Raw genomic sequence first — 15,771 nt, 5'->3', positions numbered from 1 at the left:
GTTGGCGAATATGACGCAACACCGGAGGGAAATGTTACGCGTCATCCTACGATTACTGGCGTAGCTCAGAAGTGCGTTCAGTGTTGGAAAGGAAAACGCCAGAATGTCTAACCCAGATCAGACCCCGTCGGCCCAGACCGGTTCGGACCGCGTGAAGCGCGGCATGGCCGAAATGCTCAAGGGCGGGGTCATCATGGATGTGGTCACCCCCGAGCAGGCCCGCATTGCCGAGGACGCAGGCGCCGTGGCCGTCATGGCACTGGAACGCGTTCCGGCCGACATCCGCGCCGAGGGCGGGGTCTCGCGCATGAGCGACCCGGACATGATCGACGGGATCATCGAAACCGTTTCGATCCCGGTGATGGCCAAGGCCCGCATCGGCCACTTCGTAGAGGCGCAGATCCTGCAGTCCCTGGGCGTTGACTACATCGACGAGTCCGAGGTGCTGTCCCCGGCCGACTACGAGAACCACATCGACAAGTGGCCCTTCACCGTGCCGTTCGTCTGCGGCGCCACCAACCTGGGGGAGGCGCTGCGCCGGATCAACGAGGGCGCTGCCATGATCCGCTCTAAGGGTGAGGCCGGCACCGGCGATGTCTCCAACGCCACCGGGCACATGCGCAAGATCCGCACCGAGATCGCCAAGCTGCGCGCGCTGCCGGAGGACGAGCTGTACGTGGCCGCCAAGGAGCTGCAGGCCCCGTACGACCTGGTCAAGGAGGTGGCCACCACCGGCAAGCTGCCGGTCGTGCTGTTCACCGCCGGTGGCATCGCCACCCCGGCCGACGCCGCGATGATGATGCAGCTGGGCGCGGACGGCGTGTTCGTCGGCTCGGGCATCTTCAAGTCCGGCAACCCGGCCCAGCGTGCCGAGGCCATCGTGAAGGCCACCACCTTCTACGACAACCCGGATGAACTGGCCAAGATCTCCCGCGGCCTGGGTGAGGCCATGGTCGGCATCAACGTCGCCGACGTGCCGGTACCGCACCGCCTCTCCGAGCGCGGCTGGTAAGCACTGAAAAACGACGCCACGGAGCCCACGCTGCCGAAACCGGAAAGCATGGGCTCCGTGGCGTATTTTGACCCAGGTACTTATTTGATAATTAAAAGGGCTGAGGTAATGTGCTCATCGCTCCTCACCTCGGTGGCACCATTCGACGCGTCTGGAATGAAAACGACCGGAAGTCTTTCCTTTTGACGGGAGATCCGGAATCGCCTGTACGACATCTTTAGCGGGGAGAAGACGGTGCAGGGCACTATGGTCCATTTCGTATAAGTTGTTGGAATTGCTGCGATCTTTAGCCTTCTATGAGCATGTTTTGTCGGTCGCCGGTAGTGGCAAAATGCAAGCGGCGCGTCGCTATCGTTACGGCAGGGTAGGAGCTGAGACGGCTATGGGCCATGTCCTTCGCGTCTGGCCTTCGGAGTCATTGAACTGAAGGGCAGTTCGTTTCTAGTAGCCACCTGATAATCCTCGTGAGCGGAAGTGATGGGGTAGCGTGGTTCGGGATGAAGAAGAATCAAACCTGGACAGTAGTAATGGGTATCGCGCTCGTACTTTCCATGGTCCTTGCGTGGAACGAGCGTATACCTGATCCGTGGGGTCTATATATGGTCTTATTGTCAATGCTCGGACTGATGATCGCCATTGTTTTTTCGAGCTGGCAATTTTCGGTAACGGGGCGAAAGCGCAACAAGGACAGCTAACCTCTTACCCATCACGCCTCGACACCCCCTACATGGCAACGGTTCACGGTGTCTGTTCCCCGAAGAAGTCCATGATGAGTTTGATGGCCGCGTTGGGCGCCTCGTCCACCACGTAGTGACCGGCGTTTGGAACAGCCGCCACACGTACGTCCCGACCAAGCGTGCTTGGATCCGCGAAGAGCTTGTCGACGACGTGCGGCGGGAAGCCCACATCTTTGGTGCCGAACACGAAGAGCGTTGGCATGGCAAAGCGCTGCTGGCGGTATGCCCCGCGGGTAATCCGCGCCAGCTCGGGCAACACGATTCTCTGGCAGAGGGGAGTGCTGCCCCGCGAGAATTCTGAATCACGCAGCAGCGAGACATAGAATTCAACGACTTCCGGTGCCAGGGGTTGGGCCACGAAATGCGAGAACAGCCATCGCGGCAAGTAGTTTCCACGCAGCAGGGCTGGCCCCAGGCCCGGTATCGCCAGGACTTCCTGGTGCCACAGATGCCGCATGCCTGGCAGCAGGTCGGCGGTGAACCGCATTTGCGGCGGCGGAACGGAGAAGAGAATCTGGGCGCGGAAGCGTTCAGGGTGATCCAGCGTCAGATGATACGCGCTGATGGCCCCCAGATCGTGGCTGATCAGCCTGACTTGGTCCAGTCCCAGCCGTTCCAGCAGGAACAGGATGTCCTCGGCGCGCCGTGTGCGGTTCATTGACTTGGTGGGCAGCTCACTCCAGCCTTCTCCCCGCAGATCCGGGGCAATCGCCTGGTAGCCGTTCGCGGCCAGCGCCGGCATCACCTCGCGCCATTCCCACCAGGACTGTCCGAACCCGGAGAGCAGCAGTACCGGCTGTCCGTGGCCGGCGCTTGCGATATGCATCCGGCCGTCAGGCAGGTCCACGTACTGGTGCTCCACCCCGGAAACTTCCGGCAGGGCCGGTCTGGATGTCATTGTCAGGGCCATGACGCGCCTCCCTTGGCGGCAAGCGATGTAGTAGGCCAAGTGTACGCCGCGAGCCACTACGGAAGTAGTAGAATCCGCTCAAGATCTCCCAATTTAATGCCTCCAGGCGCGCGCGGCTGGCTACTTCGGTCCCGTTGGCCGTCAACGCTCTGCCTGTCTACGCTGAGAACATGTCATCGATCATTTACGACCTGGCCATGAGCCTGAACGGGTATATCGCCGACCGTCATCATTCCCTGCAGTGGCTTTTTGAGGTGCCTGGCGCCCAGGAGCCGGACCCCTCACTGTTCCCCTCGGATGCGGCAGTCCACGTCGAGGGATCAAGCACCTACCTGTGGATGCTGGAGCAGGAGGAATTGCTGGAGAACCCCGAACGCTGGCAACAGCTCTACGGGCAGAAGCCGACCTTTGTCTTCACCAGCCGTCAGCTGCCAATTCCCGAGGGCGCCGATGTGCGGCTGGTCAATGGCCCGGTGCAGGAGCACCTGGAGCAAATCCGGGCCGCCGCGAACGGCGGGGACATCTGGGTGCTTGGCGGCGGGGAGCTGGCCGGGCAATTTTTCGATGCCGGCGTCCTGGACCGGATCGCGTTGACCATTGCCCCGGCAGCGCTGGCCGCAGGCGCCCCGGTGCTGCCCAGAAACATCAAGGCCGACCGGTTGCGCCTCATGGAGGCGAAACCGGCCGGCCCATTCGCGCGGCTCGTCTACGAGGTCCGTTCCGCTTAGCGGGTCTCGGCCTGCCGCGGGGCACCAGGCACCGCGGCAGGCCATCCAGGCTGGTTACCAGCTGCGCATGATCAGGTGGCGACCGCGGCCCAGCAACCGCAAGCCGTTGTGGGTGAAGAACTCGGCGCTGCGCGGGGTCGCGGCGGCCAGCAGCTCCACCGGTTCGGTGTCGTCCATCGGGTTCAGCGGGTTGATCATCGACCGGGAGAGCCCGTGCAGCAGCGCGGTGCCCACCCCCTGGCGCTGGTGGCTGGGCGCCACCGCCAGCGAATGCACCATCAGCTGGCCCTCCAGGCCCTGCTGGACGAAACCGCGGCCAACGATCTCATTCTCCTCGGTGCGCGCAACCGCGTGTTCGATGCGGCGCAACGCCGGGTGCCCGGAGCTCAGCCCGGTTTCCAGGTTCCGCCACAGGCTGGTTACCTCCAGTTCCTTGGCGTCGGCGCCACTGGCCTCGGGTACGTTCGGACCCAGGCGGATCTTGCCCTTCCACTGTTCGTGGGGGATTGCCAGGTAGCCGGCGTGCCAGGAGACCTGCGCGTTGTCGGTGAACCCGGCGTCGAGCAGGTTCTCGGACGGGGCCCCGGAATTCAGCCAGGCCTCCACGCGGCGGGCACCAAGCCGGCGCCCCTCGGCCAAGCCCGGACGCAGGCCCGCCGGTTCAGGGTGTTCGGGGAAGAGCAGCAGCAGGCGCTTGCGCACCGGCTGCCACACCCATGAACAGCCATGGGTGGTAAAGATCTTTCCCCCGGTGGCAACGGCCAACGCCTGGTGCCAGTGGGTCAGAGCGTCCTGGGCGGAAGCAATTGTCGTCATATTTATGCGTTCACCAAGCCTCGACGGCGCAGCAGCGGCTCAACCCGCGCGGCGCGGCCACGGAAGTTTTCGTAGGATTCAAGCGGTTCGCGCGTGTTTCCCCGGCTGAGCAGCTCGGCGCGGAACCTCTCTCCATTTTCGCGCATGAGCCCGCCATTTTCGGTGAACCACTCCACGGTGTCGGCATCGAGCACCTCGCTCCAGATGTAGGAGTAGTACCCGGCGGAGTAGCCGTTGGCGAAAATGTGCTGGAAGTACCCGGTGCGGTAGCGCGGCGGGATCAAATCCGGGTCGAACCCGGCGTTGGTGAGCGCCTGGCGCTCGAATTCCTGCGGGTCGCCCACCTGCTGGCCGGCCGGCAGGGTGTGCCAGGCCCAGTCCAGGACACTGGCGGCCAGGTACTCGGTGGTGGCAAAGCCCTCGCCCCACAGCTCGGCGGCGCGGATCTTCTCGATCAGCTCCGCCGGCAGAGGCTGCCCGGTTTCGTGGTGCCGAGCGTAGCCGCTGATCACCTCCGGGTGCAGCACCCACATTTCGTTGACCTGGGAGGGGAATTCGACGAAGTCGCGGGGCACCGAGGTGCCAGCCAGCGAAGCGTACTTGCCGTTGGAGAACAGCCCGTGCAACGCGTGGCCGAACTCGTGGAAGAGGGTGCGGGTCTCATCCAGGGTCAGCAGGGCCGGTTGCCCGGCGGCCGGCTTGGTGATGTTCAGCGTGTTGGTCACCACCGGTAGCTCGTCTAGGTCGCTGGCCGCATCGCGCAGCGAGGTCATCCACGCCCCGCCCTTCTTCGTCTCCCGGGCGAAGAAGTCCCCGGTGAACAGTCCCAGCGCGCTGCCGTCGGCGTTGGAAACCTCCCACACCCGCAGGTCCGGGTGGTAGGCCGGCAAATCGGTGCGTTCGGCGAACGTGATGCCGTACAGCTTCGTGGCGGTGGCGAACACGCCGTCGCGCAGCACCCGCTCCAGCTCAAAGTAGGGGCGCAGCGCGGCCGAATCCAGCGCGTAGCGTTCGCGCAGCACGGCCTGCGAGTAGTAGCTCCAGTCCCACGCGTCGATGCGATCCACCCCGGCGATCTCGGCCAGGGCCTGGGCCTCGCGGCGGGCGTTGGCGGTGGCCGCCGCGCTCAGGTCGGCCAGCCGTTCGCTGACCGCGGCGGTGCTCGGTGCGGTCGCGTCGGCCAGCACCGCGTCGGCGTGCGTGGCAAAGCCCAGCAGTTGGGCCCGCTCGGCACGCAGCAGCGCCATGTCCCGGGCCAGTTCCAGGGTGTAGGGGGTGTCCAGCCCGCGGGTGAGCGAGGCTTCAAAGACCTTGCGCCGGGAGGCGGCGAGTTGTAGCTGCGCCATCACCGGCTGCTGGGTGGGGGAGAGCAGCGGGATCAGGTACCCCTGCTCGTGTCCGGCCGCGGTGGCCGCCTGCCGGGCGGCGGCGGTCGCGGCCTCATCCAGCCCGGCCAGCTCGGCGGCGTCCTCGAACAGCACGGCGTGGGCGTTCTGCGCCTCCAGTGCGGCGGCGGAGAACCGGGTGGACAGATCGGAGATCTGGGCGTTCAGCTGCTTGAGCCGTTCCTTGTCCGTCCCGGACAGGGTGGCCCCGGCCAGCCGGAAGCGGGTCAGGGTTTCGGTGGCCAGACGCCGGTCCTCACCCTCCAGCTGTTGCACATCCAGCTGGTTCAGCCGCTCGTAGAGGGGGCCGTTGAGCTGGATCTCGTCCTCTTGGCGGGTGTAGAGCCCGGTGATTTCCTGCTGGACGGCACGGATCTCTTCGGTGCCGTGGGCCGAGAGCACGCTGAAGTAGGTCATCAGGGCCCGGCGCAGGATCTGCCCGCTGCGCTCCAGGGCCAGGAAGGTGTTCTCGAAGGTCGCCGGGTCCGCGTTGGACAGGATCACCTCGATCTCCTCGATCTGGACGGTCGCGCCGATCCTGGCCGCCTCCAGGTAGTCGTCGGCGCCCAGTGCGGAAAAGTCAGGCCACTGGTAGGGCAGTTCGCTGCGTTGCAAGAGGGGGTTCACCATAATCAAAGGTTGTCATATTCCCCGCCCATTCGCGGGCATTTACGCGAAGCGGTCCAAGGCGTCCTGGCTGATTGCGTACGCTAAGAGGCATGAAGCTTCGAGCCCTGAGCCTGCTGGCCGGCGCGGCCCTGCTGGCCGGTTGCGCCACCGTTCCCGATCCCGGCACCCCCGCCCCCTCCGGTGCCGGCACGGCGCCTACCCCCACCACCGCAACCGGGACGCCGCAGGAAACCGAGCCGGAGCCCAGCGCCGAACCGCAGTCCTTCTCCCTGGCATTGACCGGCGACGTGCTGCTGCACCCGCGGCTGCTGCGCGAGGCGAACACCGGAGGGCAAAAGTACGATTTCTCCCCGCTGCTGGGCGGGCTGGAGCCGTACATCCAGGACGCGGATGCGGCGCTGTGCAACCTGGAAACCCCGATCGGGGTTCCGCCCTACAGCGGCTACCCGATGTTCACCGTCCCGGCGCAGATCGTCACCGACCTGAAGCAGGTCGGCTATGACGGGTGCACCACCGCCACCAACCACACGGTGGACGCCGGCACCGCCGGGGTCAAGCGCACCATCGACACCCTGGAGCAGGCCGGGATGTTCTCCACCGGCTCCTACCGCACCGCCGCGGAGGCCGAGGCACCGCCGATCATGGAGGTCGACGGGGTCAAGCTCGGGGTCATCGCCGGCACCTATTCGCTGAACGGGATGAGCGCGGACACCGACTGGCGGGTGGACACCGACATCTCCGCGGCCTCCCTGATCCAGCGGGCCAAGGATGCCCGCGAGGCGGGGGCGCAGGTCGTGGTGGCCGCCGTGCACGACGGCGCGGAGTACACCAACCGTCCCACCGCCGAGCAGCGCAAGCTCGGCCGGGCGTTGGCCGCCTCCGGTGAGTTCGACTTCATCTACATGCACCACACCCACTCGGTGCTGCCCATCGAAAAGCACAAGGGCACCTGGATCGTGTATGGGCTGGGCAACTCGGTGGCCAAGCACGCCACCCCGACCGTGCTGAACCGGGAGGGAATCAGCGTCAAGGCCACGTTCACCCGGCAGCAGGACGATGACTGGTCGGTGAGCGAACCGGCCTGGGTGCCGCACTTCTTGACCGAGGACCCGGTGCGCTGGTGCCAGGTCGCCGAGGCCAGCCGGTGCGTGGAGGACGGGCAGGCCGAAGCCAGCCGGGAACGCAGCACCAAGACCGTGGACGCCTACGGGGCGTTCAAGGACGGACTGGTGCCCTGGGAACCGGCCGGCACCAGGTAGCACCCGGCGGCGCCAGGGAACTGCGCCCCATCCCGTCGGCCGCACTCACCGTGCGGGGGACTATCCGATCCGCGGCGTTGACCTCGTCGGCCCGCATGGCCCTGATGGGCTCTGGTGGGCCCTGGTGGACCCTAGTGCCCGAAGCTCTCCGAATCCTGGCGGGCGTGCTTGCCGGTGTCCAGCGAATTGATCCGCGCGATCTCCGCGTCAGTCAGCTCGAAGTCGAAGATGTCCAGGTTCTGCTGCTGCCGTTGGGGATGCGCGGACTTCGGGGCGGCGGCGATGCCCTGCTGTACGTGCCAGCGCAGCGTCACCTGGGCCGCGGTCTTGCCGTACTTCTGCGCCGGCTCGGTCAGGGCCGGGTTGTGCAAAAACGCGCCGCCGCGTCCCAGCGGCGTGTACGCCTCGGTGCGGATCCCGTGCTCCCGGTGGAACTGCTGGGCCTGCGGGTTGCGGTATTCCGGGTCCAGCTGGATCTGGTTCACCGCCGGGGCCAGGCCGGCGTCGAACAGCTGCTGCAGGTGCTTGGGCTTGAAGTTCGACACGCCGATCGCCCGCACCTTCCCCTCGGTCTGCAGCCGGGCCAGGCCCTCGAACGCCTCCACGAACGTGCCCTGCTCCGGGTTGGGCCAATGGATCAGGAACAGGTCCAGGTAGTCCACCCCCAGACGCTGCACCGAGTTCTCGAATGCCTGGCGCACCCCATCGATGCTGTGCCATTGCCTGTTGAACTTGGTGGTGATGAACACCTCCTCGCGCGGCAGCCCGGAGCGCCGGATCCCCTCGCCGACCCCCTCCTCGTTGTGGTAGTTCTCCGCGGTGTCCACGTGCCGGTAGCCCAGCCGCAGCGCCCCCTCCACCGCGTGGGCGGCCTCCGCGCCCTGCATCGGGTAGGTGCCCAGGGCGATCGCCGGCATCATCACGTCGCCGGGCAGCTGGAAATGGGTTGTGGAATGGTTCGTGGCATCGGTCATGGTCAAAACTCCCCGCTCTTCTCACCTGGGCGTAGCTGTCCCTGCGAACCTACCAAGATTGCCGGGCCGCGCCAATCAGCAACCAGCCGGCGCCCAAGCGCCCCGAAATGCAGGGCAAATGCGGCGGAAACCCGGTGCGACACGCCGAGGAAAAAACGCCGGCCGCCCCGGCGCGGGCTTAACCTGATGTGCGCGCACCCACCGGTGCGCGCACCACACCACCGCAGGAAGGCAGGCAGATGACCCGCATTGGGGTACTGGCGCTGCAAGGCGATTTCCGCGAACACCTGCAGGCGCTGATCCGGCTGGGAGCCGCGGCGCTGCCGGTGCGCACTCCGCAGGACCTGGAGCACCTGGACGGGCTGGTCATCCCCGGCGGAGAGTCCTCGGTCATCGACCGGCTCTCGCGCAACTACGGCCTGGCCGAGCCGATCCGGACGCTGATTTCCTCCGGCCTGCCCGTGTACGGCTCCTGCGCCGGGATGATCATGCTGGCCGACCAGATCGAGAACCCGGCCATCTCGGCCACCGGGCAGGCGCAGCGCAGCTTTGGCGGGATCGACATGACGGTGCGGCGCAACGCGTTTGGCCGCCAGGTGGACTCCTTCGAGTCGGTGCTGGAATTTGCCGGACACAGCTTCGAGGCGGTGTTCATCCGCGCCCCCGAAGCGGTGCAGGTCGGCCCCGCCGTGCAGGTCCTGTCCACCGTCCCCGGCCAGAATCGGGCAGTTCACGATAGAATTGTTGCGGTACGACAGGAAAATTTATTGGCGACCTCATTTCATCCCGAGGTCACCGGCAGCAATGCCATCCACGAGTTTTTCATCCACATGACGCAAGGAGACGCTTAACACCATGGCAGGCCACTCCAAATGGGCAACCACCAAGCACAAGAAGGCTGCGATTGACGCCAAGCGCGCCAAGGCCTTCGCCAAGTACATCAAGGGCATCGAAGTTGCAGCCCGCACTGGTGGCCCCGACCCCGCCGGCAACCCGGCGCTGGAACTGGCCGTCTCCAAGGCCAAGAAGAACTCCGTGCCCAATGACAACATCGACCGCGCCATCAAGCGTGGTGCCGGGCTGACCGGTGAGGTCATCGACTACACCGAGATCATCTACGAAGCGCGCGGCCCGCAGGGTTCGGCGCTGCTGGTCGAATGCCTGACCGACAACAAGAACCGCGCCGCCTCCGAGGTGCGCGTGGCGATCACCCGCAACGGCGGGACCATCGCCGACCCGGGCAGCGTGAACTACCTGTTCTCCCGCAAGGGCGTAGTGCGCCTGCCGGTCGGGGAGCTGAGCGAGGACGACGTGCTGATGGCCGTGCTGGACGCCGGCGCCGAAGAGGTGCAGGAGGCCGACGGCAACTTTGAGGTGATCTCCGAGGCTGCGGACCTGCGTGCGGTGGCCACCGCCCTGGACGAGGCCGAGATCGAGTACGAGTCCGACGAGGTTGAGTTCCTGCCCTCCATGAAGGTGGAGCTGGACGTGGAGGCCGCGAAGAAGTTCGTGCGCCTGTTCGACGCCCTGGAGGAACTGGACGACGTGCAGAACGTGTACACCAACGCGGACCTGTCCGACGAGGTCCAGGCCGCCCTGGCCGAGGACGAGTAGGGGCCGGCAGTCACTTGACGCTCCGCGTAGTCGGCATCGACCCCGGCCTGACCCGTTGCGGGCTGGCCGTGGTCGACGTCGAACCCAACCGCAAGGTCACCCTGGTGGACGTGTCGGTCGCCGGCACCCCGCCGGGCACCCCGCTGGACCGCCGGCTGCTGACGATCGCTGAGGCGATCGACGCCTGGCTGGAACGGCACCGCCCGGACGTGCTGGCCATCGAGCGCGTGTTCTCCGCGGTCAGCGTGACCACCGTGATCGGCACCGCCCAGGCCTCCGGGGTGGTGATCACCGCTGCCGCCCGGCGCGGGATTCCGGTGGCGATGCACACCCCGACCGAGGTCAAGGCCGCGGTCACCGGCAGCGGGCAGGCGAACAAGAACTCGGTGGGCAAGATGGTCGCGAAGATCTGCCGGCTGGATTCCCCGCCCAAGCCCGCCGACGCGGCGGACGCGGTGGCCCTGGCCATCGCCCACGCCTGGCGCGGCGCGGCGGTCGGCTCCAACGCCTCGGCCTCCGCCGGGCGGGTCGGCTCCACCCAGCTGACCACCGCCCAGCAGGCCTGGATCGCCGCGGAGGCCTCGGCCAAGCGCCGCGGCACCGGACGCTAATCGATATTCGTACATATCTTCGATATGCTGGGGATGTCGAAAAGGTATGCAAAGGAGTGGCATGATCAGCTCACTGTCCGGCCGGGTTGAGGCCGTGGCCCTGAACAACGCGGTCATCAACGTCAACGGGTTCGGGATGCTCATCAACGCCACCCCCCAAACGCTCTCGGGCCTGCAGGTCGGCAGCCAGGCCACCGTCTACACCTCCCTGGTGGTCCGTGAGGACTCCATGACCCTCTACGGCTTCGCCTCGGCCGAGGAGCGCGAGGTCTTCGAGGTGCTCACCTCCGTGTCCGGGATCGGCCCGCGCACCGGATTGGCGATCCTGGCCGTGCACAGCCCCGAGCAGGTGCGCGTGGCGGCCAACACGAAGGACACCGCCGCGTTCACCAAGGTCTCGGGCATCGGCCCCAAGGGTGCCAGCCGGATCGTGCTGGAGCTGAACGGGAAACTGGTGCCCACCGGCGCGGCCGCGGCCAACGGCGCCGCACCGGGCACCGCCGGGGTGTGGGAACCGCAGGTCATCGAGGCGCTCACCGGCCTGGGCTGGACCGAGAAGGACGCCAAGAACACCCTGGGCAAGCTGGCCAAGGCCTCCCCGGAAATCGTGGAAACCGGCAACGTGCCCGAAATCCTGCGCGCGGCCCTGCGCAGCATGTCCACCGGCGCCCGCGCCCGATAGGAATACAGCTAGGAACATGGCGTGAACGATTCCACCAAACTCACCGACGCCTCCAGCGGTGCCGAGGAACGCACCCTGGAGGCGGCACTGCGCCCGCGCAACTTCGACGACTTCGTCGGGCAGTCGCGGGTGCGCCAGCAGCTGTCCATGGTGCTGGAGGCCGCCCGCATCCGCGAACGCACCGCAGACCACGTGCTGCTCTCCGGCCCCCCGGGGTTGGGCAAGACCACCTTGTCGATGATCATCGCCTCGGAAATGAACGCCCCGCTGCGCATCTCCTCCGGCCCGGCCATCCAGCACGCCGGGGATCTGGCCGCGATCCTCTCCTCGCTGACCGAGGGGGAGGTGCTGTTCCTGGACGAGATCCACCGCATGTCCCGCCCGGCCGAGGAAATGCTGTACATGGCCATGGAGGACTTCCGCGTGGACATCATCGTGGGCAAGGGGGCCGGGGCCACCTCCATTCCGCTGGAGCTGCCGCCGTTCACCCTGGTCGGGGCCACCACCCGCGCCGGGCTGCTGCCCGGGCCGCTGCGCGACCGGTTCGGGTTCACCGGGCACCTGGAGTTCTACGCGGTCGACGAACTGGAACTGGTGCTGCGCCGTTCTGCGATGATGCTGGATTTGGCCGTCACCTCCACCGCGTTCACCGAAATCGCCTCCCGCTCGCGCGGCACCCCGCGCATCGCCAACCGGCTGCTGCGCCGGGTGCGGGACTGGGCGCTGGTCAACCGCCTGGAGCAGATCGACCAGCGGGCCGCGGCTGCGGCACTGGACATGTACGAGGTCGACGTCAAGGGCCTGGACCGGCTGGACCGCTCCGTGCTGCAGGCCCTGTGCCAGAAGTTCGGCGGGGGACCGGTGGGCCTGTCCACCCTGGCGATCGCGGTGGGGGAGGAAACCGAAACGGTGGAAACCGTGGCAGAACCCTACCTGGTGCGTGAGGGCCTGATGGGACGCACCCCGCGCGGACGCATCGCAATGCCCGAGGCGTGGGAGCACCTGGGCCTGGCCGTGCCGAAGGACGCCCTGTTCGCCGGGGCGCAAAACTATGAATCCGATGAGGATTAGTCCTCTGCAGGCGTAAATGTGTTACCCCGCTGGCTTCAGCGACTAGACTGAAGTGGCCCGTGCCATGACCGCGAAACCGCGGGATGCCGGGCCACACGCTCTTTTTGTCGATTTGTTAGCAGGTATATTCGTGTACTCCGTGACGTTTGCACAGGCCGCCGCGGGCGGTTTCAACCCTTCGATGATCCTGATGGTCGGCCTGTTCGCCGTGCTGATCATCATGATGATCCGTGGACGCAAAAAGGTCAGCAAGCAGCAGGAGACGCTGAAGGAGAAGACCGTTCCCGGCGCCAAGGTGATGACCAACTCCGGGATCTTCGGCACCGTGGTGCGCATCGACGAGCAGGACCGGGTTGAGCTTGAGGTCGCCCCGGGCACCGTGCTGACCGTGCACCGCCAGGCCATCGCCCAGTTCATCGAGCCCGAGGTGCAGACCGAGGCCCCGGCCGCCGGCACCGAGACCGCGGAAGAGACCCTGCGTCGCCTGGACGACGAGGGCAAGGACGAGCGCAACGCCTAATCCCCTTGGCCCCGTTTTGTGGGCTCACCGAAGTCTCCTCGATGAGAAAGCACTCTAGATGTCATCAATTGGACCTGTAAAACAGGCGCACCGGGCGTTGATCTGGCTGCTGGCGTTGACGATCATCGCCACCGGCATCCTTGTCGCCGGCGTCGCCACCGGCAAGACCAGCTTCGCCCCCAAACTCGCACTGGACCTGGAAGGCGGCACCCAGATGATCCTGGCCCCGCGGGTCCAGGGCGATGAAAGCATCGACCAGGACCAGCTGGACCAGGCGGTGGAGATCATCCGCCAGCGCGTGGACGGTAGCGGCGTCTCCGAGGCGGAGATCACCACCCAGTCCGGCAGCAACGTGGTCGTCTCGATGCCCGGCGTGCCGGACACCAAGACCCGCGAACTGATCCAGGCCTCGGCCAACATGGAGTTCCGCCCGGTGCTGATCACCGGCGCCTTCGAGGCCACCCCGAAGGAAGAACGCACCCCGGAGGCGGAGATCCCCAAGCCTGAGGGCAAGCCGGAGAACGCCTCGGACACCAACTGGATCAGCCCGCAGCTCTACAAGGACTTCGAGGCCTACGACTGCCCCAGCGAGCTGGACAAGCGCGAATCGACCACCCACGACCCGGATGAGCCGATGATTTCGTGCGATCCCCGGATGGGCGCGAAGTACATCCTGGGCCCGGTGGAAATCCCCGGCCAGGACATCTCCGACGCCTACGCGCAGATGACCCGCGGCGCACAGGGCGCGGTGACCGGCGACTGGGCCGTGGTCATCGAGTTCAACAGCGAAGGCACCAAGACCTTCTCGGACACCACCCAGCGTCTGGTCTCGCTGCAGGGTTCGCGCAACCAGTTCGCGATCGTGCTGGATGGCACCGTGATCTCCGCGCCGACCACCAACGCCGTCATCAGCGACGGGCGCCCGCAGATCACCGGCGGCTTCACCGAGGAGTCCGCCCAGGCGCTGGCCGAGCAGCTGAAGTACGGCGCACTGCCGATCAGCTTCGAGATCCAGTCCGAACAGCAGATCTCCGCCACCCTGGGCGCTGATCAGCTGCGCGGCGGGTTGATCGCCGGCGTCATCGGCCTGGTGCTGGTGTTCATCTACTCGCTCTTCCAGTACCGCGCCCTGGGCCTGGTCACCATCCTGTCGCTGCTGGCCTCCGGTGTGCTGACCTACCTGGCGCTGCTGCTGCTGGGCTGGACGATGAACTACCGGCTCTCGCTGGCCGGCGTGGCCGGCCTGATCGTGGCGATCGGCTTGATCGCCGACTCGTTCATCGTCTACTTCGAACGCGTGCGCGATGAGCTGCGCGAGGGCCGTCCGCTGGCGGGGGCCATCGACGTGGGCTGGGGACGGGCCCGGCGCACCATCCTGGTCTCCAAGGCCGTGAACCTGCTGGCCGCGGTGGTGCTGTACATCGTGGCGGTGGGCAACGTGCGCGGCTTCGCGTTCACCCTGGGCCTGACCGCGGTGATCGACCTGATCATCGTCTACGGGCTGACCCACCCGCTGCTGGTGGTGCTCTCGCGCACCAAGTTCTTCGCCGAGGGCCACCGCTGGTCCGGGCTGGACCCGTCGCTGCTGGGCGCGGTGCCGCTGTACCGCGGGGCCGGGCAGGTCCGCCGGTTCAACGAGAACGTCACCACGGCGCGCGGCAAGAGGAACACCAAGGCCGCCGCCGAGGCCACCCGCAGGATGACGATCGCCGAACGCCGGGCCGCCGAAGCGAACCGGGAGGAGAACAATGAATAAGCTCGCTCAATGGGGCAACGAACTCTACACCGGCAAGCGCTCCTACCCGTTCGTGGCCAAGCGCAAGCTGTGGTTCTCTATCGCCGCCGTGCTGATGGTGCTCTCCATCCTGGTGCCCGTGGTCAAGGGCGGGTTCAACCTGGGCATCGACTTCCGCGGTGGTTCGGAGTTCACCGTCTCGGCGGTGCAGAACACCGACGTGAAGCTCGGGGAGGACGCGGTCTCCGCCGCCGTCCCGGGCCAGGAGGCGACGGTCACCAACATCGCCCCGGGCACCATCCGGGTGCAGACCGACCGGCTCAGCGATGACCAGACCCTGGCCATCGGCGGGCAGCTGGCCGAGGCCTACGGGGTGAACGCGGACCACGTGACTAGCACGTTCATCGGCCCCACCTGGGGCCAGGACGTCTCACGCCAGGCCCTGTTCGGGCTGGTCGCGTTCGTGGTGCTGGTGACGCTTTTGATGGCCGCGTACTTCCGCACCTGGAAGATGTCGATCGCCGCGGTGATCGGGCTGATGACCGTGATCGTGGTGACCGCCGGGATCTACGGGCTCTCCGGCTTTGAGATCACCCCGAGCGCGATCATCGGCTTCCTGACCATCATGAGCTACTGCCTCTATGACACGGTGGTGGTCTTCGACAAGGTCCGGGAAAACACGCTGAACTTCGCCAAGGAGGACCAGCGCACGTTCAACGAGCTGGTGAACCTGGCGGTGAACCAGACCCTGGTGCGTTCGATCAACACCTCGGTGGTGGCGGTGCTGCCGGTCGCGGCGATCCTATTCATCGGCTCCTACCTGCTGGGTGCCGGTACGCTCAAGGACCTGTCGCTGGCGCTGTTCATCGGCCTGATCGTCTCGGCGCTGTCCACGCTATTCGTCCAGGCCCCGATGTACTCCTGGCTGCGGCGCAACGAGCCCGACGTCATCGCCCAGCGCGAACGGGTGCTGGCCTCCCGCTAACCCCGCACCCGTAAGAAACGCCGCCGATTCGCGTGAATCGGCGGCGTTTCGCGTTTCCAGGCAAGGGGAGCATAATTAGTTGTCACCGCGCGAACGTGCTAT

15 protein-coding genes are annotated in these 15,771 nt (G+C 66.4%); 11 read left to right on the top strand and 4 right to left on the bottom strand.

The annotated features are described in order from the left end of the window. Window positions 1-103: 103 nt before the first annotated feature. Window positions 104-1,012, top strand: a complete 909-nt coding sequence (pdxS, locus tag GcLGCM259_RS07915; RefSeq protein WP_138926275.1) for a pyridoxal 5'-phosphate synthase lyase subunit PdxS — start codon at window positions 104-106, stop codon at window positions 1,010-1,012. 738 nt (window positions 1,013-1,750) lie between these two features. Here the strand turns inward: pdxS and GcLGCM259_RS07910 are convergent. Then, window positions 1,751-2,659, bottom strand: a complete 909-nt coding sequence (locus GcLGCM259_RS07910) for an alpha/beta fold hydrolase (protein WP_138926274.1) — start codon at window positions 2,657-2,659, stop codon at window positions 1,751-1,753. Between the two features lie 170 nt (window positions 2,660-2,829). On the opposite strand from GcLGCM259_RS07910, the gene GcLGCM259_RS07905 reads away from it, so the two are divergent. Then, window positions 2,830-3,387 carry a dihydrofolate reductase family protein gene (locus GcLGCM259_RS07905; RefSeq protein ID WP_138926273.1) on the top strand — a complete coding sequence of 186 codons (558 nt, stop codon included), beginning with the start codon at window positions 2,830-2,832 and terminating at the stop codon, window positions 3,385-3,387. A gap of 54 nt (window positions 3,388-3,441) precedes the next feature. Here the strand turns inward: GcLGCM259_RS07905 and GcLGCM259_RS07900 are convergent, their stop codons facing one another. Together GcLGCM259_RS07900 and GcLGCM259_RS07895 are read right to left on the bottom strand one after the other, a co-directional pair. Continuing rightward, a complete protein-coding gene (locus tag GcLGCM259_RS07900; RefSeq protein ID WP_138926272.1) occupies window positions 3,442-4,203 on the bottom strand; it encodes a GNAT family N-acetyltransferase in 762 nt (253 codons plus the stop codon). A 2-nt stretch (window positions 4,204-4,205) separates the two neighbouring features. Continuing rightward, window positions 4,206-6,218, bottom strand: coding sequence for a M3 family metallopeptidase (locus GcLGCM259_RS07895; RefSeq protein WP_138926271.1), 2,013 nt, complete (start codon window positions 6,216-6,218; stop codon window positions 4,206-4,208). Between the two features lie 89 nt (window positions 6,219-6,307). Between GcLGCM259_RS07895 and GcLGCM259_RS07890 the strand changes: the two genes are divergently transcribed. Continuing rightward, window positions 6,308-7,477, top strand: coding sequence for a CapA family protein (locus tag GcLGCM259_RS07890; protein ID WP_138926270.1), 1,170 nt, complete (start codon window positions 6,308-6,310; stop codon window positions 7,475-7,477). 131 nt (window positions 7,478-7,608) lie between these two features. Here GcLGCM259_RS07890 and GcLGCM259_RS07885 read toward each other — a convergent pair whose 3' ends face one another. After that, window positions 7,609-8,451, bottom strand: a complete 843-nt coding sequence (locus GcLGCM259_RS07885; protein WP_138926269.1) for an aldo/keto reductase — start codon at window positions 8,449-8,451, stop codon at window positions 7,609-7,611. Window positions 8,452-8,690: 239 nt separating this feature from the next. Here GcLGCM259_RS07885 and pdxT point away from each other — a divergent pair, with 239 nt between their 5' ends. The 8 genes from pdxT (at window position 8,691) to secF (ending at window position 15,669) form a co-directional block, all read left to right on the top strand. Further along, entirely contained in the window at window positions 8,691-9,302 is a 612-nt protein-coding gene (gene pdxT, locus GcLGCM259_RS07880; RefSeq protein WP_138926268.1) for a pyridoxal 5'-phosphate synthase glutaminase subunit PdxT, read from the top strand. A 4-nt stretch (window positions 9,303-9,306) separates the two neighbouring features. Beyond that, window positions 9,307-10,065, top strand: coding sequence for a YebC/PmpR family DNA-binding transcriptional regulator (locus tag GcLGCM259_RS07875; protein ID WP_138174132.1), 759 nt, complete (start codon window positions 9,307-9,309; stop codon window positions 10,063-10,065). A gap of 14 nt (window positions 10,066-10,079) precedes the next feature. After that, a complete protein-coding gene (ruvC, locus tag GcLGCM259_RS07870; RefSeq protein ID WP_138926267.1) occupies window positions 10,080-10,676 on the top strand; it encodes a crossover junction endodeoxyribonuclease RuvC in 597 nt (198 codons plus the stop codon). A 61-nt stretch (window positions 10,677-10,737) separates the two neighbouring features. Beyond that, a complete protein-coding gene (gene ruvA, locus GcLGCM259_RS07865; protein ID WP_138174128.1) occupies window positions 10,738-11,358 on the top strand; it encodes a Holliday junction branch migration protein RuvA in 621 nt (206 codons plus the stop codon). A 21-nt stretch (window positions 11,359-11,379) separates the two neighbouring features. Continuing rightward, on the top strand, window positions 11,380-12,429 hold the full coding sequence (gene ruvB, locus GcLGCM259_RS07860) for a Holliday junction branch migration DNA helicase RuvB (protein WP_138174126.1): 1,050 nt from the start codon (window positions 11,380-11,382) through the stop codon (window positions 12,427-12,429). Between the two features lie 139 nt (window positions 12,430-12,568). Continuing rightward, a complete protein-coding gene (gene yajC, locus GcLGCM259_RS07855; protein WP_175419361.1) occupies window positions 12,569-12,949 on the top strand; it encodes a preprotein translocase subunit YajC in 381 nt (126 codons plus the stop codon). A 58-nt stretch (window positions 12,950-13,007) separates the two neighbouring features. Then, window positions 13,008-14,705, top strand: a complete 1,698-nt coding sequence (gene secD / locus GcLGCM259_RS07850; protein WP_138926265.1) for a protein translocase subunit SecD — start codon at window positions 13,008-13,010, stop codon at window positions 14,703-14,705. Continuing rightward, complete coding sequence (gene secF / locus GcLGCM259_RS07845) at window positions 14,698-15,669, top strand: protein translocase subunit SecF (RefSeq protein WP_138926264.1); 972 nt, start codon at window positions 14,698-14,700, stop codon at window positions 15,667-15,669. The genes secD and secF overlap by 8 nt, the downstream gene beginning before the upstream one ends. Window positions 15,670-15,771 lie beyond the last annotated feature (102 nt).

This window comes from Glutamicibacter creatinolyticus (assembly GCF_006094275.1).
Lineage (GTDB): Bacteria > Actinomycetota > Actinomycetes > Actinomycetales > Micrococcaceae > Glutamicibacter > Glutamicibacter creatinolyticus.
Note: the sequence above shows the minus strand (reverse complement) of the source record. Positions and strands in the feature narration are given on the sequence as shown.

Coding starts and splice junctions, on each gene's coding strand:
- GcLGCM259_RS07885 (WP_138926269.1), bottom strand. CDS start 8,451: ATGACCGATGCCACGAACCATTCCACAACCCATTTCCAGCTGCCCGGC.
- GcLGCM259_RS07910 (WP_138926274.1), bottom strand. CDS start 2,659: ATGGCCCTGACAATGACATCCAGACCGGCCCTGCCGGAAGTTTCCGGG.
- GcLGCM259_RS07890 (WP_138926270.1), top strand. CDS start 6,308: ATGAAGCTTCGAGCCCTGAGCCTGCTGGCCGGCGCGGCCCTGCTGGCC.
- pdxS (WP_138926275.1), top strand. CDS start 104: ATGTCTAACCCAGATCAGACCCCGTCGGCCCAGACCGGTTCGGACCGC.
- secF (WP_138926264.1), top strand. CDS start 14,698: ATGAATAAGCTCGCTCAATGGGGCAACGAACTCTACACCGGCAAGCGC.
- secD (WP_138926265.1), top strand. CDS start 13,008: ATGTCATCAATTGGACCTGTAAAACAGGCGCACCGGGCGTTGATCTGG.
- GcLGCM259_RS07905 (WP_138926273.1), top strand. CDS start 2,830: ATGTCATCGATCATTTACGACCTGGCCATGAGCCTGAACGGGTATATC.
- ruvA (WP_138174128.1), top strand. CDS start 10,738: ATGATCAGCTCACTGTCCGGCCGGGTTGAGGCCGTGGCCCTGAACAAC.
- GcLGCM259_RS07875 (WP_138174132.1), top strand. CDS start 9,307: ATGGCAGGCCACTCCAAATGGGCAACCACCAAGCACAAGAAGGCTGCG.
- GcLGCM259_RS07900 (WP_138926272.1), bottom strand. CDS start 4,203: ATGACGACAATTGCTTCCGCCCAGGACGCTCTGACCCACTGGCACCAG.
- pdxT (WP_138926268.1), top strand. CDS start 8,691: ATGACCCGCATTGGGGTACTGGCGCTGCAAGGCGATTTCCGCGAACAC.
- GcLGCM259_RS07895 (WP_138926271.1), bottom strand. CDS start 6,218: ATGGTGAACCCCCTCTTGCAACGCAGCGAACTGCCCTACCAGTGGCCT.